The organism is Staphylococcus sp. HMSC035D11 (assembly GCF_001836075.1).
Taxonomy (GTDB): domain Bacteria; phylum Bacillota; class Bacilli; order Staphylococcales; family Staphylococcaceae; genus Staphylococcus; species Staphylococcus hominis.
This window is the reverse complement of record NZ_KV827232.1, coordinates 114016-135847: the sequence shown is the minus strand read 5'-3', so window position 1 is coordinate 135847 and position 21832 is coordinate 114016. Positions and strand designations below refer to the sequence as shown.

The following is a 21832-nucleotide window of genomic DNA, read 5'->3' as shown; positions in this document are numbered from 1 at the left end:
TGAATTTATAATAAACTCATTTATTGGCTATTTTTCTAGGATGTATGTCCCACTCTTTTATTTATTCTAAACTTAATATCCTAGATTTATTTTTTAGTTTTATCAATTACTTTTTCTAATTCATCAATCTGTTTTACTGTTGTTGTTGTTGAGCCTGAAGCAAAATACCATAATTTAGGATCTAATTCATAAACATTGTTATTTTTAACTGCTGTTACATCTTTAATAACATCATTTTTTAATACTTGTTTAGCTGTCGATTTTCCACCCACAACTGACCCGCGATCCATTGCTAAAATGATATCTGGATCATGATTACTGATATATTCATTATTAATGTTTTGACCATGTGGACTTATTTTAACGTGTTTATCTGCTGGTTTAAAGCCTAGTGTATTAAATACCAAATCACCAAATCTTCCGCCTGGTCCGAATGTAGAAAGTTCTCCTTCATTAACTAAAAGATACATTACAGATTTATCGAAATTCTTAGTTTGTTTTTTCATATCTGAAATTTTTTGATCTAATTTTGTATTCATATCTTTTGCTTTATCTTCTTTGTTATAAATTTTACCTAGATTTTCTGTGTTCTTTTTCATATCTTTAATATAATGATCTTCACTTGCGCCTACATAGACAACTTTAGCTTTAGGCGCTGCTTTTTTAAACTCATCTAGATTTTTCTGAGTGGCTGCTCTACTTGAAATATAAATAACATCCGGTTTAGCTTCAGCTATTTTATCGAAATTTATTTCTTTTAAATTACCAGTATTAATATATTTATCCTTTTTAAATTCACTTAGAAAACTTGGTAAAGATTCATTATTTTCGCCTTTTGGTAAGCCTTTCACTTTATCAGCTACACCCATTTCTTTCAAAACATCTAATGCTCCATAATCTAGAACAACCGCGTTCTTAGGATTTTTAGGCACTTTCACAGTGTTACTAATTTTTTTATCCTCATTACTACTTTCGTCATTTCCACTTGCTGAAAAGCTATTTTTAATTGAAACTGTATCTTTTGAATCATTTTCATTATTTGATTTATTACCAGAATTATTACTACACGCTGATAATACTAAAGCTAAAGTTAAGACTAAAAATAAGACTGTTTTCTTCATATGTATTTCTCCTTTTATAAGTTAAATTTGGCACTCAATTTTTCAACTATTTTCTTTTATATTTTCTAAGCATCACCCCTTTAAATATAAAAATATTTATCTCATTTTAAAAGATAACCTCATCATAGTATAAACAAATACGTTGGCCTCTAATTTCTTCTACATGAACATCCATTTCATACAAATCTCTTAACACATTTGTTTCAATTATACTATCTTTTGGGCCAGATTTAACAATTTCACCTTTCTTTAGTGCAACAATGTAATCTGAATAACAAGATGCAAAATTAATATCGTGGAGTACAATAACAATCGTTTTATTTAAATCGCGACACAATGTTCGAAGTATCTGCATAATTTGAACTGAATGTTTCATATCTAAATTATTTAACGGTTCATCTAACAAAATGTATTCTGTATCTTGAGCAATTGTCATAGCAATATACGCACGTTGTCTTTGTCCTCCAGATAGTGTTTTTATATTTCTATCTTTGATTTCCCTTAGATGTAGTAAATCAATGGCATATGCAACTTTCTCATGATCTTCTTTTTTCATTCGACCTTTTGAATAAGGAAAACGCCCAAAATTTACAAGCTGTTCTACAGTGATATTCATATCAGTATGATTTGTTTGTTTTAAAATACTTAACTTTTTTGCTAATTCATCACTTTTATAATCATCAATTAATTTATTTTCAATATTAATTGTACCGTTCTGATATTCAAATAATCGACTTACTGCTGATAGAAGTGTACTTTTTCCTGCTCCATTTGGACCTATCAAAGAGGTTAACTTACCCTTTTGTATATCAACATTTATATCTTTCAAAATAGATTTACTCTGAATTTTTTTATCTAAATTTCTAATCTGAATCAATCTTCATTCCTCCTTTTAATAAGTAAGTATATGAAGTAAATACCTCCAACTAAATCTATAATAAGACTAAATTCAGTGGTAGCTTTAAACATATTTTCTATAATCCACTGAGCTATAAATAAACTAATCCAACTTATAAGAATCGTTGCGGGTAAAATATATTTATGTTCATATGTTTTCATGAATTCATGCGCTAAATTGACTGTTAATAATCCTAAAAATGTAACAGGACCTACTAAAGCAGTAGATATTGATACTAATAAAGCCACTAAAATTAATAAAAGTTTTGTCATTTTTTCATATGATACACCTAAGTTAATAGACTGATCTTTCCCTAGTAATAACACATCTAAATAAGGTCTTAATATAAAAGCAATTACAATTAAAATAATTAAAAGTATACTTGAAATAAGAACAAGTTTAGAATTAGAAGCGTCAAAACTTGCAAACATCGCACTTTGAACGGTTAAAAAGTCATCTGGATTCATAATAAGTTGAATAAATCCAGTGATACTACGGAAAAATGTTCCTAATACTACCCCAACAAGTAAAATAAAATAAACCGAAAAATGTCCTAATTTAAACATGCCTTGAAATAATACTAAAGAAAAAAGAACCATCACTACGAGAGTTAGAAGAAAATTCAAATAAGTATTTGTCACTACACTGGCTTGTGTACCTAATAAGAACACAGGCAAGACTTTAATAAATAAATAAACTGAGTCTAATCCCATAATTGAAGGAGTAAGTAATCTATTCGCAGTGATAGATTGGAAAATAACAACTGCCGTACTAATAGATCCACCAACAAGTAAAATTAAAACTAATTTTCTTATTCGACTTTCAAACTGATATTGAAAAATTTCAAAATCCAAACCTACTAGTAAGTAGAAAGCAGCCATGCAAATCGTAAAAAGAAAGAGAATTAATATTTTTTTATTAGCACTAATTTGCATAATTATTTCTACCTTTCATCAATAAAACTAAGAAAATAATCGTTCCAAATACTCCTATTGTTAAACCAATATTTATTTCATAAGGGTAAACAATTAATCTACCAATAATATCGGAAAACAATACAAATATAGAACCTAGCATTAATGTATGAGGTAATGCATTTTTCAAGTGGTCGCCTCTATACATTGAAATAATATTAGGAACAATTAAACCTAAAAATGGTAATGTTCCAACTGTCACGACAACTAATGCTGTCAATGTTGCAGTGATTAAAAGCGCAATATTTATAATTTGTTCATATTTAACACCTAAATTATGACTAAAATCTTTGCCCATTCCAGCAATCGTAAAGTGATTGGCAAATATATAAGCGATAATTAATAAAGGAATAACTAAATATAAAATTTCATAACGGCCGCTTGTAATAACAGCAAAATTCCCATTCAACCAATTATTAATACTTTGTAGTGCATTCGTTCTTAATGCTATAAAAGTGGTAAAACTTGAAACAATGCCACCAATCATAATACCTAAGAGCGGGACAAAAATAACTTCTTTCACTTTTATAAAATTGATTAGTTTAACGAATAAAAATGTTCCTCCTAGGCTTAATGCAACTGCAAAAGTCAATTTGATCAATATATGACCTTTTGGGAAAAATATGAGTGAAAGTAATATTCCTAATTTTGCCCATTCCATTGTTCCAGCTGTAGTAGGACTTACAAATTTATTTTGCATCATCTGTTGCATAACTAGTCCTGCTAAAGCAAGAGAACTTCCAGATAAAAGAATACTTATAGTTCTAGGAATACGACTAGAAAATAAAATATTTTTCTGATTATCTGACAAATGAAAAAGATCAGTTATTGATAATTGACTTACGCCAATAAATAAAGAAAGTATACTTAATATCACTAAAATGATTAATAATGTATAACCTTTGAATAGAAACCTCATTCGTAATGCTCCTTAGTATATATACCATTTCCATTGAAAATGATTATCATTTAACTATATATTAAATTGTCATAATAAATTTTTCAATAGTAATACTAATATTCTTTTATTTTTTATAGAGAAATTAAAAAAACTAATTGCAGTGATGATTCTACAATTAGTTTTTCTAAAATTAGTTATTATTCTAATCTTCAAAAATAAAATCTTCGTCTTGTAAAGCTTCCACGTTAAGTGCTAATGTATAGCCGTCTCCTTTTACTGAGAAAAAGTCATGATTTTTTGTTGATGTATCTAATGCATTTTCAATAATAGGATTAAACTCTTTTTCTTCAAAATAAGGTTCAAATCCTAAGTTTGATAAAGCTTTATTCCCATTATATTGTACATAATTTAATACATCTTCAGTTAAACCGATATCATCATATAGCATATGTGTATATGAGACCTCATTTTTATATAGTTCTTCTAACAATTTATACATTTCTTTATCAGCTTTTTGCTTTTCATTTTCTGATAGCTCATTACGTAAACTTTGAGCATCTAAACCGGTAAAAACTCCATGAATTGATTCATCAAGTAAAATTTTTCTAATAATTTCACCAGAAGTTGTCATTTTTCCTTGACCCGCAAGATAAAGTGGATAATAGAAACCAGAATAGAACAAGAACGTTTCTAAGAAAACACTTGAAACTCTTGCCATATATTGATCAAAAATAGAGGCTTCTTTTCCCCAAAGTTTATGATAATTAGAGATAATTTTATCAGATTTATATTTTAAATGAGGCTCTTCAATTACCCAAGTATCTAATAGATAATTTGTTTCACTAGATGGAAGTAACGTTGTAAAAATATGTGAATAACTTTTAGCATGAATTTGTTCCATCATTTGCATAAATGAATAAACTGCTTTTTTACGTAAATCCGTTGTATGTAGCATAATTAATGGCATACCATCATCCGCTTGATGTGTATCTAATCCAGTTAAACCTGCTAAAGCACGTTTAAACGTATTTTTTTCATCCTCTGTTAGTGTCTTCCAACTTGCTATATCCTTTGAAACTTTAAATTCTGTTTCTACCCACATTTGTGAAATGTTTTGACGCCAAAACATATTTGTCATATCTTCTTGAGTATTCCAATTGACGGCCTTCATTAATAAAATCCTCCTCTATTTATTAACCATTACATTATTTAAGAGGATAAGATTAAAATGCTTCTCTATGAGAATAATTTAATCTTTCCTCTAAATATTTATTTCACTATTAATTAAATTGCACAACTTGTACATTCTTCAACACTTAATAATTTATTACGTGTATAGTATAAAGATTTCAATCCTTTGTGATGTGCGTATACGTATAATCGTGACAATTCACGTGTTGAAATTTCAGAATTAACATATAAAATTGTTGAAATCCCTTGGTCCACATGTGTTTGAATTGTTGAAATTAAATCTATAAGTTTCATTTGATCAGTATTAAATGCTGATTTATAGTACCACATTGTTTCAGGTGATAAGAAAGGCATTGGATAAAATGTTTCAGCATTTCCGTACGTACGTCGTTCAATTTGATCTACGATTGGCATGACCGAACTAGTTGCATTCTGAACATATGAAATACTTTGAGTTGGTGCAATAGCTAATCGATAAGCATGATATAAACCATATTCTTGTACTTGTTGTTGTAATAATTTCCAGTCTTCTGATGTAGGAATTTGCATATTAGCAAATAATTCTTTTACTTTTTCAAATTGTGGCACGAACTCTTGTGATGTATAAAAATCAAAATATTTGCCACTTGCATAATCTGATTTATCAAAATCTTGATATGCTTCTCCACGTTCTTTAGCAATTTCCATAGAACGTTCAATTGAATAATAGTTCATCATCATAAAGAAAATATTAGCAAAATCTTTGGCTTCTTCAGATTCATAGCCAATTTTATTTTTCGCTAAATAGCCATGTAAGTTCATTACACCTAAACCTACAGAATGTAACTCATTATTTGCTTTTTTCACACCTGGTGCATTTTGAATATTTGCTTCGTCACTTACTACTGTTAATGCATCCATTCCAGTATGTACTGAATCTCTGAATTTACCCGTTTCCATTACATTCACTATGTTCAATGAACCTAAATTACATGAAATATCACGTTTAATTTCATCTTCAATTCCATAGTCATTAATAATTGACGTTTCCTGTAATTGGAAAATTTCAGTACATAAATTACTCATTTTAATTTGACCAATATTTGAATTCGCATGTACTTTATTCGCATTATCTTTAAACATTAAATATGGATAGCCTGATTGCAGTTGTGTTTGAGCAATCATATTCAACATTTCTCGTGCATCTTTTTTCTTTTTAAGAACATTAGGATTAGCTACAAGTTCATCATAATATTTTTCAATATCAATATCGTCTAATGTCACTCCATATTCTTGTTTTACAGTATGAGGTGCAAACATATAAAAGTCTTTACCTTCTTTAGCTAAATCAAAGAATTTAGATGGAACAATAAGACCAGTGGAAATTGTTGATAGACGTAAGTCTTCATCGGCATTTACTTTTTTAGTATCTAAGAATTCTTCAACATCATAATGGAAAATGTTTAAATATACTGCTCCAGCTCCAGGACGTTGACCTAATTGATCAGCATAACTAAATCCACCCTCTAATGCTTTTGCTACAGGTAATACACCTTTAGCTACGCCTTTAATACCTTTAATTGCTTCACCACGTGCACGTAATTTAGATAAATTGATAGCCACGCCACCACCAATTTTACTTAATTGTTTAGCAGTAGAATCTATGAAATTAATTGAGTTTAGACTATCATCAACTTCTAGTAAAAAACATGAAACAAGCTCTCCACGACGTGCGCGTCCTGCATTTAAAAATGTAGGTGTAGCAGGTTGATAACGTTGTTCAATCATCGCTAAAATAAATTGTTTAGCTTGTTCTTTATTACCATCTGCTAAATATAGAGCAACTATGGCAACATGTTGATTATAGTCTTCTAAGTACTTAGATTTATCATTTGTTTTTAAAGCATAATCTTTATAAAATTTGCTTGCAGACATATAACTAGCAAATTCAAAATTAATAGATTTTGCGAATTCGATAATTTCTATTAAATCTTCTTCGCTATACTTCTTAAATACATTAAAGTAAAAATGATTATCTACTAAGTAATGTAAACGTTCAATTTCACTATCAAAGTAAATTGTTTTATCGCTAATTTCTTCTAAGTAAACGTTTAAAGCTTCTTGATCTTTCTCAAGATTAAAAAAGCCATTGTCTTTACGTTTAGTTACTTCATTGTTTAGTTCAATATGATTGTACTTTTTCTCGTCCATAATCTTCATTGAAATGCCCCACCTTATCTCTAAATTCGATAACATCTTTATTTGTACCTTGAACCTCAAATTTCATTAATAAAGGCACATGGTATGTTTCAGAAATTGTTCGACCTGCTTTCGCAAAGTTTTGTCCCCAGTTACGATTACCACTAGCAGCAACAGCACGTATATGGGCATGATTAACTTCTAGAAAAGACTGTACTTCCTTAGGAACTTCACCAAAACCAATTGTACCTGTAACTAAAATATAAGGTTCTTCTATTCTATCCTTACAATTGTCTTTATTGATTTCTAATACATTTTTAATTTCACTACGTTTTATAAATCTTCGTACATTTCCTGAAAAAGAGAAATAAACTACTTTCATAGGAACGCCCTCTTTCGACAATCTTATTAATTAAAAAGAAGTTCTCTTAGTCTTATAAGAAAACTTACTTTTAGAACGAATATCATTTCGTTAACTTAATCAAGTTAATACTACATATTGTGTTTCTAATTATTAATCTTTAAAAATCATTATTTATAAATCGTTCATGTAAATAGTGTAGATTCCGAAAAAACCAATCCAAATAAGTGTGAAATTGCTACTAAAATGAATTATTCATACAATCTTTCTATTTTCCTCAAACACAACATATTGTGTCTCAATTCAAAACCCAACACTATATTCTGTGTTTCATTATACATAAATGATACCCTAATTAAAAGTTAATATTTGATGTCAAATGTTCGTGAAATCGGTTAAAGGTGCATCATAGCTATATTAAAAACTAAGAAAATTTTATTTTAGTTTTTTTAAGGTATTTCACTTGATTTTTTGCCTACCATTACTAAACCTTATTCATTCGGGATTTCTAGTACATAAGAATGTAAATCATAATATATTGCTAACCATTTATTAAAAAAATAACTCATTTTTTATATTAAAAGCCGAATGAATTTCTATTTTACGAATTAAAAATTTAGAGTATATTTAATCGCATTAAGAACATATGTTCGTTATCATTATAGTTTTTCTTTTTTATCTTTGCAAGTACTTATGCATCCACAAATAAATTATGCTAATATATAGACGTTAAATTTTTATAAATGAGGAGATATGCTTTGAATCCTAAGGTAAAAGGTATTATTGCTATTTTAATTTCTGCTATTGGTTTTAGCTTTATGTCTGTTTTTTTTAGACTAGCCGGAGACTTACCTGTATTTCAAAAATCTTTAGCAAGAAATTTGGTAGCCATGTTTATTCCATTATTTTTCATAATAAAATATAGGCAACCTATATTGGGTAAAATGAGTAGTCAACCCCTTTTAATGACTAGATCGACGTTAGGTCTTATAGGGGTATTACTAAATATTTACGCTATTGATCACATGGTGTTAAGCGATGCTGATACTTTAATGAAGCTTAACCCTTTTTGGACTATTTTATTAAGTTTGATATTTTTAAAAGAGAATATTAAAAAGTATCAAATTATAGCTATGCTAATTGCTATTTTTGGTATGTTATTCATTGTTAAACCAGAATTTTCTTCAACTATGTTCTCTTCTTTAGCCGGTTTATTCTCAGGTATCTTCGCTGCATCTGCATATACTTGTGTACGAGCACTAAGTAAACGTGAAGCACCTTATACTATTGTATTTTATTTTTCATTATTTTCAGTCATCGTTCTTATTCCATTTTCTATTGCAACATATGAACCGATGACAAAGTTACAAATTATATATTTATTAGGAGCTGGCTTATCAGCAGCAGTAGGACAAATTGGTATTACATTAGCATATAGTTTTGCTCCAGCAAAAGACATTTCTATTTTTACATATGCTTCTATATTATTTACTGCATTATTTGGCTTTATATTATTTGGAGAAACACCAGACTTCTATGCATTTATAGGTTATATCATTATTATTGGCGCTAGTTACTTTATGTTTGAAAAAGCACGTAGACAATCTAATACATCTAACAATTAGGAGGAAAATTATGACACAAGGTCGCAATAAAGAAGAATTACAAGATATTACATTACTAGGCAATCAAAATAATAAATATGAATTTGACTATACACCCCAAGTACTCGAAACTTTTGATAATAAACATCAAGGAAGAGATTATTTTGTAAAGTTTAATTGTCCAGAATTCACTTCTCTTTGCCCTATCACTGGACAACCCGATTTTGCTACAATTTATATTTCATATATACCAAATATAAAAATGGTAGAATCAAAATCACTAAAATTATATTTATTTAGCTTTAGAAATCATGGTGATTTTCACGAAGATTGTATGAATATTATCATGAATGACTTAATTGACTTAATGGATCCTCATTATATAGAAGTGTGGGGTAAATTCACGCCACGTGGTGGTATTTCAATAGATCCATATACAAATTATGGTCGCCCAAATTCTAAATATGAAAAGATGGCCGAACATCGTTTAATGAATCACGATATGTATCCTGAAAAAATAGATAATCGATAACATGTTTTTTAACTCCTTTTATTTTTACTAATGTAATATAAAAGGAGTTATTTTTATTCTAGATTTTTTTAATAAACTATTGCGATTTATTAAATTAAAGCGTATTTTAATATTATCGCTAAAATTTATAAAGATATAAGTTCATGAGCAATAAAAACTTTTATTTTTATAAGTTATTATATTTTATTTGACTGAAAATTCTAAAAATTTATATTTTTAAGAAATTCTTGTGAGATGTAATTGTACAATCTTATTTACATAGTAATCAGTCATATTAGGAAAGAAAGGAGTGGGATGTTAATGGCAACAAATAACTCCCATGAACAAACAATTCAATCAATACCACAGAAAGGATTTTTCGGTCATCCTAGAGGACTAGGTGTGCTCTTTTTCGTAGAATTTTGGGAAAGATTCAGTTACTACGGTATGCGTGCGATGCTCATATTTTATATGTATTTCGCAATACACCAAAATGGATTAGGTATTGATCAAACTACAGCAATGTCGATTATGTCAGTATATGGAGCACTTATTTACATGTCTTCTATTCCTGGCGCATGGATTGCTGATAGAATTACAGGCACACGTGGTGCTACTTTATTAGGTGCTGTACTTATTATTATTGGACATATCTGTTTAAGTTTACCATTTGCTTTATTTGGTTTATTCTCATCAATGTTCTTTATTATTATCGGATCAGGTTTAATGAAACCTAATATTTCAAATATTGTAGGTCGTTTATATCCTGAAAATGATACACGTATTGATGCAGGTTTCGTTATTTTCTATATGTCTGTTAACTTAGGTGCATTAATTTCACCTATTATACTGCAACATTTTGTAGATATACGTAATTTCCATGGTGGCTTCCTTCTAGCAGCTATTGGTATGGCATTAGGTCTTGTTTGGTATTTGTTATTTAATAGAAAGAATTTAGGTAGTGTTGGAATGAAACCTACTAACCCACTATCTAAAGAAGAAAAGCGTAAATATGGAATGATTATCGGTATCATAGTAGCAATTGTGATTATCGTATTATTAGTTACATATTATACCCATACCCTTTCATTCGATTTAATTAGTAATACTGTATTAGTTCTAGGAGTAGCTTTACCAATCATTTACTTTACAACTATGCTTCGTAGTAAAGACGTTACCGATGTAGAACGTTCTCGAGTTAAAGCATTTATACCTTTATTTATTTTAGGTATGTTATTCTGGTCAATTCAAGAACAAGGTTCTAACGTTTTAAATATTTATGGTTTAGAACGTTCTGACATGCAACTCAACTTATTTGGTTGGACAACTCGATTTGGGGAAGCTTTGTTCCAATCTATCAATCCATTATTTATTTTATTATTTGCACCCGTTATTTCTATGATTTGGTTAAAAATGGGTAAAAAGCAACCTTCTTTAGCTATTAAATTTAGTATTGGTACATTACTAGCAGGTTTATCATACATTCTAATTGGATTAGTTGGTTTAGGTTATGGACATACACAATTCTCAGTTAACTGGGTTATTTTATCATATGTAATCTGTGTTATTGGGGAACTTTGTTTATCACCTACAGGTAATAGTGCTGCTGTTAAACTTGCACCTAAAGCATTTAATGCTCAAATGATGAGTGTATGGTTATTAACAAATGCTTCAGCGCAAGCGATTAATGGTACATTAGTAAAATTAATTAAACCACTTGGTCAAACGAATTATTTTATTTTCTTAGGAACAGTTGCTATTGTGATTACTCTTATCATTTTAGTTTTCTCACCTAAGATTACAAAAGCTATGAAGGGTATTCACTAAGTAAATACAAAATAGTAAAAAGTACTTCTAGTTATGACATCTAGAAGTATTTTTTTACTTATATATTTAAAATTATAAAATTCAGGGTAAATATTTATAATATCATTTTAAATGAAAGTAGGTTTAACTATGGAGCAACAGTATAATCATGGGGTATTATTTTACCATGAACATAGCGGACTTAAAGATATATATGATGGATTGGGTGAAGTCGCTAAATCACTAACTCAGTTATGTAAGCATCTTTCAATACAATTAAGTGAAAATGAAGGTGACATTGAAAGATATTGTAAAGAAATAAAAGATCATACTTATAGTAAAGATATTGATATCGTTTTTATATTGGGAGGAGACGGTACAGTTAACGAATTGATTAATGGTGTGATGAAATATGATCTAGACCTTCCTATAGGTATCATTCCAGGAGGAACATTTAATGATTTTACTAAAACATTAAACTTAAATCCTGACTTCAAAAAAGCTAGTGAGCAATTATTGTCTTCACATGTTGAGTCATATGATGTTATGAAAGTAAATGATAATTATGTACTTAACTTTGTCGGACTAGGACTTATTGTGCAAAATGCTGAAAATGTTCAAGAAGGACGTAAAGATATCTTTGGAAAATTAAGTTATGTTGGTTCTACTGTGAAAACACTTATGAATCCCGAACATTTTGATTATATATTGACAGTAGACGACAAAGAATATAAAGGAAATACGTCTATGCTAGTGATAGCAAATGGACCTAATATTGGTGGCAGTCGCATTCCACTTACAGATCTTTCTCCACAAGATGGAAAATTAAATAGTTTTATATTTGAACAACAAAGTTTTAGTATTTTAAACGATATTTTCAAAAAAAGAGATAGCATGAATTGGAATGAAATTACCGAAGGAATTAATCATATTCCAGGTTCTCACATAACATTACGCACTGATCCAAATATGAAAGTAGATATTGATGGAGAAATTAATTTAGAAACACCTATCACCATTGATGTGTTACCTAAAGCAATCAATATCCTTACTTTTTCGAATGATGAGAAATAACAACTATATCATAATCAAAAGGTATGTATGAATGCTTCAAGCTTCATACATACCTTTTTACTTTAATTATTATTTAAAAACATTGCTTCTACATCTTTCCAGCCATTCACTCGTTTAAAACGTGTTTCATTTATATTATGTGCAGCCGTAAAGATAATAGGTTCTCCTTCAAAAATTTGAAGCTGACGAGGATTATCATCTATTAAATAATCTGTTTTAACAATATTTTTTCTTCCACAAAAAATAAAATGCTGTGGATCTAAAAATGGAAAATATTCTAGTAACCATTCATATTTATCATGAAATGAGGTGGGTACATCCATTGCTGCTGTAGCAATATATACATCATAATGCTCATTAAGTTTTTCTACCACCTCTTGAGCATGTGGTATCACTTTAAGATGTCTAAAAAACTCTGGCGCTCTTAAAATATCTCTTACTAACCCATCATGTTCAGGAATCACATGGTTTAATTTCTGACCATGTAACGATTCCATTGTAATTCCTAATTTAGTTTCAATATTAACTGCTTCAATAATTGCACCTAAAGTATCTGCTAATACTTCATCCATATCTATTGCTATAGATTTACGTGCCATGCTATCACTTCCTTAGTTATCTTTTGCACATTTTCAAAGTATAGCAAAAAACCTTTAATTCGTCATGAATCGCAATTAAAGGTTTTTCCTTAGTTTAATAATTAAATTGTTTTAATACTTCAATCATTTTATTATTTTGTTCTTCAAATCCAATTGTAATACGTACTCCATTAGGAAAAGGTCTAGTGATACAGCCAACGTTTAATAATTCATTATACAATGCTTGTGGCTTATCTGTTACTACAAATACAAAGTTCGTTTGACTAGGTAAAAAGTGTTTACTTTGTTCAATGTTATAGAACTTTTCACGTTCTTTTGCATTTTTTCTAGTAATCTCTTTTAAATAATCTTGATCTTCTAATGCTGCAATCGCTGCATATTTTGAAATTCGTGTCACATTAAATGGTGGACGAATGATATTCCATTTTTCAATGGCTTCATTTGTTGCCACAACATATCCTACACGTAAACCTGCTAATCCATATGCTTTAGAAAATGTTCTTAATAAAAATGCATTATCAAAGCGTTCTTGTAGTTTTAATGTATCAGGATAATCTTCAGCAGTGACGAATTCGAAATATGCTTCATCAATTAAGACTGGCACATGACTTGGAACACGTTCCAAAAATGACTCTAATTCATCATGACTAAAATATGTACCTGTAGGATTATTAGGATTACATAACCATACTAATGAGGTATCAGAATTAACCTCTTTTAAAATTCCTTCCAAATCAAATCCGCCATTTTTTAACGGTACTTTTACAACTTTAGCTGATTCAACAATCGCATTATGATAATATTGTCCAAAAGTAGCTTCACTTGTCACAATTTTATCTCCCGGTGTTAAAACTGCTCTAGAAATCATGAGTATTACTTCATCTAAACCTGCGCCAAATAAAATTCGAGATTCATCAACATTTAAATGCTTACTAATTGCTTTTCGTAATGATGGAGAGCCTGTTTCCGGATAGTAAAATAATTCATCTAAGTGAGCCTCAATTGCTTCTTTTACACGAGGTGATGGTCCATATAAATTTTCATTCGATGCTAGTTTATATAACTCACCTTCTATACCAAATTTTTCTTTAAGTGCTTGCGGTGATAACCCAGGTTGATATGCCGATAATTGTTGTAATTGTTTTTTCATTTATGATCACTCCTATATAAATTAAGTTACTTTCCTTTTTCACTTATTAATTAAAATAGTACCATAAATTATCGATTTATACTTTATGTGTTAAAAAGCTCATAGATAAAATGTATCTATGAGCTTTTTACAAATTTAATGTGCCAATCCTTCTTTTTCTAAATATTGTTTAGCAACTTTATATGGATCTTCATTTTTCACTGTCACTTTATAATTCATTTCTTGCATTTGTTCATCCGTAATTTTATTTGATAATTGATTTAAAGCTTTTTTAATTTCCGGATGTTCTTTTAGAAACTTTTCTTTAAACATTGGAGCACCTTGATAAGGTGGGAAAACATGTTTATCATCTTTAAGTACTACCATATCATATTGTTTTAATTCAGCATCTGTAGAATACGCATCAATAAGATTAATGTCACCTTTCTCTACTGCCGTATAACGTAGTTTAGGTTCCATTTGTTTAATATTAGAAAGATTCAAGTTATATTTTTTAGCTACTGCTTTATAACCATCATCTCTATCTTTAAATTCCATAGTAAATCCTGGTTTAAGTTGACCTTGTACTTTACGTAAATCACCAATTGATTGTAAATTATATTGTTTAGCAAAATCTCTTTTAACAGCTAACGCATAGGTATTATTATATTTCATTGGTTTAAGCATCGTCATATCATATTTTTTCTCTAAACTTGCTTTAGCTTGGTGATATACATCAGCTTCTTTTTTAGATTTTAGATCCTCTTTAGTAAGTTCTCCTAGTACTGTACCTGTAAATTCTAAGTACCCATCTATATCGTCTGATTTTAACGCATTAAATAAGAATGAGGTTTTACCCATACCACTTTTAACATTAACTGTATCATGTGTTTCCTCTTCAATTAATATTTTATACATATTCGTAATAATTGAAGGTTCAGAACCTAATTTTCCTGCCATAGTAATCGTTGCACCTTTTTTACCAAAGAGTGGAACAACAATAACAAGTAAGATAATTAATAGAATAATACCTAGTGTAATAAGAAGTTTTTTATAAGATAATTTCGCCATATAACGCAATATAAAATCAAATAAAATAGCTAATAATGCAGCTGGAATAGCGCCAATCAATATAAGTGCTGTATTGTTACGATCAATGCCTAATAAGATCAAATCCCCTAATCCACCTGCTCCAATTAATGCAGCTAATGTAGCTGTACCAATAATAAGCCCCATAGCTGTACGTATACCTGCCATAATGACTGGCATTGCAATAGGTAACTCGACTTTAGTTAAACGTCGCATTGGTTTCATACCGATACCTTTGGCTGCTTCTGTTAGAGAAGGCTCTACTTCTTTAATACCTGTATATGTATTTCTTAAAATAGGTAATAGCGCATATACTACTAATGCAATAATTGCTGGAACTTTTCCTATACCAAAAATTGGAATCATTAATCCAAGTAAAGCAAGGGATGGAATAGTTTGTAATACCGCTGCAATATTCATTACCACTTCAGATAAACGCTTTGTTTTAGTTAAAGCAATACCAAGTGGTACTGCAATTAAAATTGCGATAAATAAAGCAATAAAAGAAATTTGTATGTGCTCAAAAATTGTTCTTAGTAATTCTCCTCTACGATCATTGAGCGTTGTTAAAAATTCGTTCATGCTTTAACCCTCCTTATCATTTTTAGATAGATAGTCAAAAACATCTTCTCTTCTTAATAATGACTGTGTTAAAGCATGATTATTTTCTACAATGACTGCTTCATGTTTAGCAAGTATCTCGTAAGTATCTTGAAGTTTCATACTATCTTTTATAATTGAGTATCCTTGTTTTTCGTCATATTCAGTAAGTGTTCTTGTAAGATTTAGATCGGAGATTTTTGAATTATTGATATCTTTATGTAAGTGATCGCCCATAAACTCTCGAACAAATTGATTTTTAGGGTGCTCTTGGAATCCTTCAGGTGTGTCAATTTGTTCAACACGACCATCATTTAATAAACAAATACGATCTCCTAATTTCATTGCTTCTTGTATATCGTGTGTTACAAAAATAATTGTCTTTTTAATTTTCGTTTGTAATTCTAATAAATCATCTTGTAATTTTTCTCTACTAATGGGGTCTAACGCACTAAAAGGTTCGTCCATTAATATTACTGGAGGATCAGCTGCTAATGCTCTTACCACGCCTACACGTTGACGTTGTCCTCCCGATAATTCATCTGGTTTACGATCTCGGTATGTATTTGGATCTAATCTAACCATATCTAATAATTCATCTACACGTCGATGAATATCTTTGTCTTTCCACTTTTTCATTTGAGGAACTTGTGCGATATTTTCTTTAATCGTCATATGTGGAAATAATGCGATTTGTTGTAGTACATATCCAATATCCCAACGCATCTCATAAACTGGATAATCACTCACTGGCTTATCTTTAAAATAAATGTATCCTTCACTTAACGGTATTAATCGATTAATCATTTTTAAAGTAGTTGTTTTTCCACAACCTGAAGGTCCGATTAAAATAAAAAATTCTCCTTCATTAATCTTAAAACTCACATCATCAACTGCAACATTCGTTCCATAACGTTTTGTTACATTTTTAAACTCTATCATCTTGTCACCTTCATTTCCTTCACATCACTATAAAATTTATATTGCTTATTTTCTATTAAATCATGTTTATTGATAAATTCATACTTAATAGATTTAAATACTAATTATTTTTTAACAATAAAAAATAAAACAACTTAAAACATTTTTCTAGCTTCTAAGTTGTTTTATTAAGTCATATTTAATTTTTTGTTAGATATTCGTTTTATATGATTGGATTGTTTCAAGAAATTTAGGACAATAATGTTTTAACTTATAGCTTCCTACACCATCTATCGCAATCATTTCTTGTTTAGATTCTGGTTTACGTTTAGCAAACTCTTCCAATGTATAGTCAGAAAAAATACTCACAGGCGCAATATTCAACTTTTCACTTAATTGACGGCGAACTTCTACTAATTCACTATATAAAGCACGATCAACGCCTTCTATTGTATTAATGAAAACTTTTTCCTTACTTTTATGTTTAAATGGCGTCGTATACACTGTGACATCATTATTCAATAATTCTTTCACACTTTCATCACACGTTAGAATTTCATTATATTCATTTAAAAAGCCTTTAAACCGTAACTCATCAATTAAATGACTTAACTCTGAAGTAGTATAGTCTTTCATCAATCCATGTGTTGTAAGTTGATGATAATGATTGTATTTAATATAATCACTTAATTCTCCACGTAACACTTGAATAATAACATGATAGTTTTCTTGTTGACGCATGCGTGCGATACAACTAATAATCATTTTTGCTTCATTGGTCATGTCATAAGTTTTATTTTGTTGAATGCAATTACTACATTGACCGCATTCCTCTAGACGCGCATTCGGTTCAAAATAATGTACAATTGTCGCTTCTAAGCACTTTTCGTTTTAGTATACTGAATCATTTTAGTTAGTTTCTCGCCCATTTTATCTTTATAATCATCATCTGCTTGCGAAACAGTAATAAAATATTCATGTAATCCTTTATCTCTTTCACTAAATAATAAAATACATTCACTTTTTAAGCCATCTCGTCCTGCACGACCCGCTTCTTGATAGTATGATTCAAGATCTCCAGGCATGTTGTAATGAATAACATAACGAACATTAGATTTATCAATACCCATTCCAAATGCATTTGTTGCGATAACAACTTTAATACGATCGTATACAAAGTCATTTTGAGCTTCTTCTCTTTCTTTATTTGTTAAACCTGCATGATAAATAGCAGAAGCAATATTTATAGATTCTAGAGATTCTTGTAATTCTTCTACTTGTTTACGTGTAGAACAATAAATAATACCTGCTTGATCTTTATGAGCTTTAGCATATTCAATAACAAATTTTTGTCTTTGATATGTTGAATTTACTTTAAAAATGAGATTACGTCTTTTGGTACTTGTTTTAATTCCATCTTCTTTTTGGATATTTAATTTTTCCATAATATCCTGTTGAACTTCGGCCGTGGCTGTAGCTGTAAGAGCTACAATCGTAAAATCTTGAGGTAGTGTAAACACTTTATTTATGACGCTTTGATAACTCGGTCTAAAATCATGTCCCCATTTTGAAATACAGTGAGCTTCATCAAATGCAATTAAGTGAATGTCAATTTGACTAAGCAAGTTTAAAAAATAGTTACTTTCAAAACGTTCAGGTGCCACATATAAAAATTGAATGTCACCAGTTATTAACTTATTTTCAATCTCAGATTGTTGCTTTTTATTTAGACTACTATTTAGATAGGCTGCTTCGATACCCATTGCTTTTAACTGATCCACTTGGTCTTTCATTAAAGAAATCAATGGGCTTATTACTATCGTTGTACCACCTAACATTAAACCAGGTACTTGATAACATATTGATTTACCACCACCTGTAGGCAAGACACCTAATACATTATGATGATTTAATATTTTAGAAATTATCTCTTTTTGACCTGGTCTAAACGTATCATAACCAAAATAATGTGACAAAGTTGCTTCCATACTTACATTCCCCTTATTGCTCTTTTATTTCTTCTAATTCACTCCATCTCGTGATGTCTACATCATATGATTCCTCTAGATGTTCTTTTTCTTCATTTAATTCTTTTATTTTAGCGTAGTCAGTGCTCGCTTCTACCATTTCAGCATCAATCTGCTCTAGTCTATGTTCTGTCGTTTCAATACGTTCCATTAGAGCTTCATATTCACGTTTTTCTTTATAAGACAGTCCCGTTTTTTTACGAGCGTTTGATTTAGTTTTAGGTTGTTGAGCTTGTTTTTCAAGTGTATCCTGTCGATCTTTTTCTTTTTTATAGGCCTCATAATCTTCGAATGTTCCAATAATACGTTCTAATTGGCCACCGTGAATATACCAATATTCTTGTGCTACTTTATTTAAAAAATAACGATCATGACTTACAGTAACTACTGATCCTCCGAAGGTACTAATGTAGTCTTCTAAAATTGTTAATGTTTCAGTATCAAGATCATTGGTTGGCTCATCAAGTAACAGGACATTAGGTTGATGAACAAGCAATCTCAATAAATATAATCGTTTTTGCTCTCCACCTGATAATTTATAAATCTTTTTACCATGAGTAGCACTCGGAAATAGAAATCGCTCTAACAATTGAGTAACTGAAACTGAAGTGCCATCTTTTTCTTTTGCCACTTCACTTTCTTCTCTCAAATAGTCAATCATACGTATATCTCTATCCAAAGTTTCTTCTGTTTGTTTAAAATAGGCTATTTTTACAGTTTGCCCAACTTTTAATTCTCCAGAATAATTAGTATCATCTTGATTTAAAATATTTAACATTGTCGTCTTCCCTGCACCATTTGGTCCAACGATACCAATTCTTTGACCACTTTGAATAATTTCTGTTACATCTTTGAATAATATTTTATTTTGAATCTTTTTCGTTAAATGGTCTAACTCAAATACTTGTTTGCCTAATCTAGAATAAGCAAGATTGAGTTGACCTTTATCTTTTTGATGATGAGATTGAACTTCTGACTCCAAATCATTAAATCGATTAATTCGAGCTTGTTGTTTTGTCGTTCTTGCTTTTGCGCCTGTACGCATCCATGCAAGTTCTTGTTTATAAAGTGCCTTTTGTTTTTCTTGTTGTTTTTGTTCAATCACTTCATTTTCAGCTCTCATTGCAATGTAATCTTCATAGTTTCCTGGATAAGATTTAAGTTTTCCTCTATCTAATTCCACAATACGTGTAGCAATCTCATTTAAAAAATAGCGATCGTGTGTAACAAATAAAACTGTATGTGGATATTGCTTAACATAGTTAATTAACCAGTTAATTGATTCAAAGTCTAGATGGTTTGTAGGCTCATCTAGCAATAACAAATCAGGTTGTTCTATAAGTGTCTTAGCTAAGACAACACGTTTTTGTTGTCCACCTGATAATTCTTTAATTTTTTTAGTCGTATGATTAATACCTAATTTTGATAAAATAGTTTTAATTTCAGCATTGTAATCCCATGCATGGTGTTGATCCATAAGTTCTTGAGCTTCCATCATTTTTTTAAAATTCGCATCGTTTTGATGTTCTGTATATATAGTCACAGCTTCTTCATATGTTTTAATAATACGTAACGTATCTGTATCGGAACTTAGAACAGCTTGAAATACTGTCATATCACCATCTAAATTTTGCTTCTGTGAAGAATAACGAATGCGATACTGATTAGGATGAGTTATATCGGCTGAAAAATCTTCATCTAAACCACCAATGACTTTTAATAAAGTACTTTTACCAGTACCATTTATACCTACAAGTCCAATTTTTTCATGTTCAGAAATAGAGAGATTTAAGTCATCAAAAATAACTTTATCCGCATATGATTTATTTAGTTGTTCTATTTTATACGCTTCCATATTTTTACTTCCTTTTTAATATCGAAATTTCAATATATTTCTGATAAGCTTAATTCAGTTCTATATATTATACACCTTTTTAATGCTAAATGATATAAGGAGAAAATAGATGTGATAGACTTTTTCGAAAATTTACCACCTTATCTTCAAGCACTTATTGCTGGTATTATCACTTGGTTATTAACTGCTTTAGGTGCTGCATCAGTCTTTATTTTTAAGACTGTAAACAAAAAAATTCTAACTTCTATGCAAGGTTTTGCCGCTGGAATTATGATTGCTGCAAGTTTTTGGTCTTTATTACAACCTTCCATTGATTATGGTACAAATGGTCATTTACCTGCTTGGTTACCTGCTGCGATTGGTTTTATTCTAGGTGGTGTGTTTATTAGAGGACTTGATGCAGTCATTCCACATATACACCAAAAAATCGGTGATAAAAGTCAATATCGAGAAGGCGTTAAAACTTCTTTAAGTAAAAATGCTTTACTAGTATTAGCTATCACTTTACACAATATTCCTGAAGGTTTATCAATTGGTGTAGCATTTGGTGGAATTGCAACTGGAAATGGACAAGCTACCTTTTTTGGAGCCCTTGGTTTAGCAATTGGTATTGGTATTCAGAATATTCCAGAAGGAGCTGCTTTGTCTATGCCGATTAGAGCCGCTGGTGCAACACGTTTTAAAGCATTTAATTATGGTCAAGCATCAGCAATAGTAGAACCTATTTTTGCAACTATAGGTGCCATTGCAATTATTTTTATCACTCCAGTACTACCTTATGCATTAGCTTTTGCAGCAGGAGCAATGATTTTTGTAGTTGTAGAAGAGCTTATTCCTGATTCTCAATCGGGTAATAATACAGATTTAGCTACATTAAGCTTAATGCTTGGTTTTGTAATAATGATGATATTAGACGTATCATTAGGATAATTAAATTAAAGAATAGGCCTGAGACATAATAAATTGTCTTAGGCATTTTTAATATATTGGCAG

Annotated in this window: 17 protein-coding genes and 1 pseudogene; 5 read left to right on the top strand and 13 right to left on the bottom strand. The window is 29.9% G+C overall.

From position 1 onward, the window contains the following. Positions 1 to 86 precede the first annotated feature (86 nt). The 7 genes from HMPREF2647_RS05000 to nrdI form a co-directional block, all read right to left on the bottom strand. The gene (locus HMPREF2647_RS05000) at positions 87 to 1121 is read right to left on the bottom strand and encodes a ferrated catecholamine ABC transporter substrate-binding lipoprotein SstD (RefSeq protein ID WP_048761397.1); all 1035 of its coding nucleotides are present in this window, start codon (positions 1119 to 1121) and stop codon (positions 87 to 89) included. Positions 1122 to 1227: 106 nt separating this feature from the next. Then, positions 1228 to 1998 (bottom strand): iron ABC transporter ATP-binding protein, encoded by a 771-nt coding sequence (locus tag HMPREF2647_RS04995; protein WP_017175941.1) that lies wholly within the window; start codon positions 1996 to 1998, stop codon positions 1228 to 1230. After that, positions 1995 to 2954 carry an iron chelate uptake ABC transporter family permease subunit gene (locus HMPREF2647_RS04990; RefSeq protein ID WP_002449066.1) on the bottom strand — a complete coding sequence of 320 codons (960 nt, stop codon included), beginning with the start codon at positions 2952 to 2954 and terminating at the stop codon, positions 1995 to 1997. The genes HMPREF2647_RS04995 and HMPREF2647_RS04990 overlap by 4 nt, the downstream gene beginning before the upstream one ends. After that, a complete protein-coding gene (locus HMPREF2647_RS04985; protein WP_070859625.1) occupies positions 2944 to 3912 on the bottom strand; it encodes an ABC transporter permease in 969 nt (322 codons plus the stop codon). Before HMPREF2647_RS04985 ends, HMPREF2647_RS04990 begins: the two co-directional genes overlap by 11 nt. A 184-nt stretch (positions 3913 to 4096) precedes the next feature. Further along, a complete protein-coding gene (gene nrdF, locus HMPREF2647_RS04980; protein WP_002455627.1) occupies positions 4097 to 5065 on the bottom strand; it encodes a class 1b ribonucleoside-diphosphate reductase subunit beta in 969 nt (322 codons plus the stop codon). A 113-nt stretch (positions 5066 to 5178) separates the two neighbouring features. Continuing rightward, positions 5179 to 7284 (bottom strand): class 1b ribonucleoside-diphosphate reductase subunit alpha, encoded by a 2106-nt coding sequence (gene nrdE, locus HMPREF2647_RS04975; RefSeq protein WP_049415428.1) that lies wholly within the window; start codon positions 7282 to 7284, stop codon positions 5179 to 5181. Then, a complete protein-coding gene (gene nrdI / locus HMPREF2647_RS04970) occupies positions 7247 to 7645 on the bottom strand; it encodes a class Ib ribonucleoside-diphosphate reductase assembly flavoprotein NrdI (RefSeq protein WP_017175945.1) in 399 nt (132 codons plus the stop codon). The genes nrdE and nrdI overlap by 38 nt, the downstream gene beginning before the upstream one ends. Before the next feature lie 737 nt (positions 7646 to 8382). Between nrdI and HMPREF2647_RS04965 the strand changes: the two genes are divergently transcribed. The 4 genes from HMPREF2647_RS04965 to HMPREF2647_RS04950 all read left to right on the top strand — a co-directional run bounded on the left by HMPREF2647_RS04965 (position 8383) and on the right by HMPREF2647_RS04950 (position 12619). Next, positions 8383 to 9249 (top strand): DMT family transporter, encoded by an 867-nt coding sequence (locus HMPREF2647_RS04965; RefSeq protein WP_070859622.1) that lies wholly within the window; start codon positions 8383 to 8385, stop codon positions 9247 to 9249. Between the two features lie 10 nt (positions 9250 to 9259). Next, entirely contained in the window at positions 9260 to 9760 is a 501-nt protein-coding gene (gene queF / locus HMPREF2647_RS04960; RefSeq protein ID WP_002449091.1) for a preQ(1) synthase, read from the top strand. A gap of 300 nt (positions 9761 to 10060) precedes the next feature. After that, the gene (locus HMPREF2647_RS04955) at positions 10061 to 11566 is read left to right on the top strand and encodes an S-Cys-Gly-3M3SH uptake peptide MFS transporter (protein WP_048682169.1); all 1506 of its coding nucleotides are present in this window, start codon (positions 10061 to 10063) and stop codon (positions 11564 to 11566) included. Positions 11567 to 11695: 129 nt separating this feature from the next. After that, entirely contained in the window at positions 11696 to 12619 is a 924-nt protein-coding gene (locus tag HMPREF2647_RS04950) for a diacylglycerol/lipid kinase family protein (RefSeq protein WP_070859619.1), read from the top strand. A gap of 62 nt (positions 12620 to 12681) precedes the next feature. Here HMPREF2647_RS04950 and HMPREF2647_RS04945 read toward each other — a convergent pair whose 3' ends face one another. The 6 genes and pseudogenes from HMPREF2647_RS04945 to HMPREF2647_RS04920 all read right to left on the bottom strand — a co-directional run bounded on the left by HMPREF2647_RS04945 (position 12682) and on the right by HMPREF2647_RS04920 (position 20839). After that, positions 12682 to 13218 carry a 5' nucleotidase, NT5C type gene (locus HMPREF2647_RS04945; RefSeq protein WP_017175949.1) on the bottom strand — a complete coding sequence of 179 codons (537 nt, stop codon included), beginning with the start codon at positions 13216 to 13218 and terminating at the stop codon, positions 12682 to 12684. A gap of 94 nt (positions 13219 to 13312) precedes the next feature. After that, the gene (gene hisC / locus HMPREF2647_RS04940) at positions 13313 to 14368 is read right to left on the bottom strand and encodes a histidinol-phosphate transaminase (RefSeq protein ID WP_070859616.1); all 1056 of its coding nucleotides are present in this window, start codon (positions 14366 to 14368) and stop codon (positions 13313 to 13315) included. A 135-nt stretch (positions 14369 to 14503) separates the two neighbouring features. Further along, on the bottom strand, positions 14504 to 16018 hold the full coding sequence (locus HMPREF2647_RS04935; RefSeq protein WP_070859613.1) for an ABC transporter permease/substrate-binding protein: 1515 nt from the start codon (positions 16016 to 16018) through the stop codon (positions 14504 to 14506). Positions 16019 to 16021: 3 nt separating this feature from the next. After that, positions 16022 to 16978 carry an ABC transporter ATP-binding protein gene (locus tag HMPREF2647_RS04930; protein WP_070859610.1) on the bottom strand — a complete coding sequence of 319 codons (957 nt, stop codon included), beginning with the start codon at positions 16976 to 16978 and terminating at the stop codon, positions 16022 to 16024. Positions 16979 to 17167: 189 nt separating this feature from the next. Further along, positions 17168 to 18945, bottom strand: a pseudogene (recQ, locus tag HMPREF2647_RS04925) (DNA helicase RecQ). 13 nt (positions 18946 to 18958) lie between these two features. Next, complete coding sequence (locus HMPREF2647_RS04920) at positions 18959 to 20839, bottom strand: ABC-F family ATP-binding cassette domain-containing protein (protein WP_070859607.1); 1881 nt, start codon at positions 20837 to 20839, stop codon at positions 18959 to 18961. Between the two features lie 111 nt (positions 20840 to 20950). Between HMPREF2647_RS04920 and HMPREF2647_RS04915 the strand changes: the two genes are divergently transcribed. Then, entirely contained in the window at positions 20951 to 21769 is an 819-nt protein-coding gene (locus HMPREF2647_RS04915) for a ZIP family metal transporter (RefSeq protein ID WP_002455634.1), read from the top strand. The last annotated feature ends 63 nt before the right edge of the window (positions 21770 to 21832 follow it).

Coding starts and splice junctions, on each gene's coding strand:
- HMPREF2647_RS05000 (WP_048761397.1), bottom strand. CDS start 1,121: ATGAAGAAAACAGTCTTATTTTTAGTCTTAACTTTAGCTTTAGTATTA.
- HMPREF2647_RS04990 (WP_002449066.1), bottom strand. CDS start 2,954: ATGCAAATTAGTGCTAATAAAAAAATATTAATTCTCTTTCTTTTTACG.
- HMPREF2647_RS04985 (WP_070859625.1), bottom strand. CDS start 3,912: ATGAGGTTTCTATTCAAAGGTTATACATTATTAATCATTTTAGTGATA.
- nrdF (WP_002455627.1), bottom strand. CDS start 5,065: ATGAAGGCCGTCAATTGGAATACTCAAGAAGATATGACAAATATGTTT.
- nrdE (WP_049415428.1), bottom strand. CDS start 7,284: ATGAAGATTATGGACGAGAAAAAGTACAATCATATTGAACTAAACAAT.
- nrdI (WP_017175945.1), bottom strand. CDS start 7,645: ATGAAAGTAGTTTATTTCTCTTTTTCAGGAAATGTACGAAGATTTATA.
- queF (WP_002449091.1), top strand. CDS start 9,260: ATGACACAAGGTCGCAATAAAGAAGAATTACAAGATATTACATTACTA.
- HMPREF2647_RS04955 (WP_048682169.1), top strand. CDS start 10,061: ATGGCAACAAATAACTCCCATGAACAAACAATTCAATCAATACCACAG.
- HMPREF2647_RS04950 (WP_070859619.1), top strand. CDS start 11,696: ATGGAGCAACAGTATAATCATGGGGTATTATTTTACCATGAACATAGC.
- HMPREF2647_RS04945 (WP_017175949.1), bottom strand. CDS start 13,218: ATGGCACGTAAATCTATAGCAATAGATATGGATGAAGTATTAGCAGAT.
- hisC (WP_070859616.1), bottom strand. CDS start 14,368: ATGAAAAAACAATTACAACAATTATCGGCATATCAACCTGGGTTATCA.
- HMPREF2647_RS04935 (WP_070859613.1), bottom strand. CDS start 16,018: ATGAACGAATTTTTAACAACGCTCAATGATCGTAGAGGAGAATTACTA.
- HMPREF2647_RS04930 (WP_070859610.1), bottom strand. CDS start 16,978: ATGATAGAGTTTAAAAATGTAACAAAACGTTATGGAACGAATGTTGCA.
- HMPREF2647_RS04920 (WP_070859607.1), bottom strand. CDS start 20,839: ATGGAAGCGTATAAAATAGAACAACTAAATAAATCATATGCGGATAAA.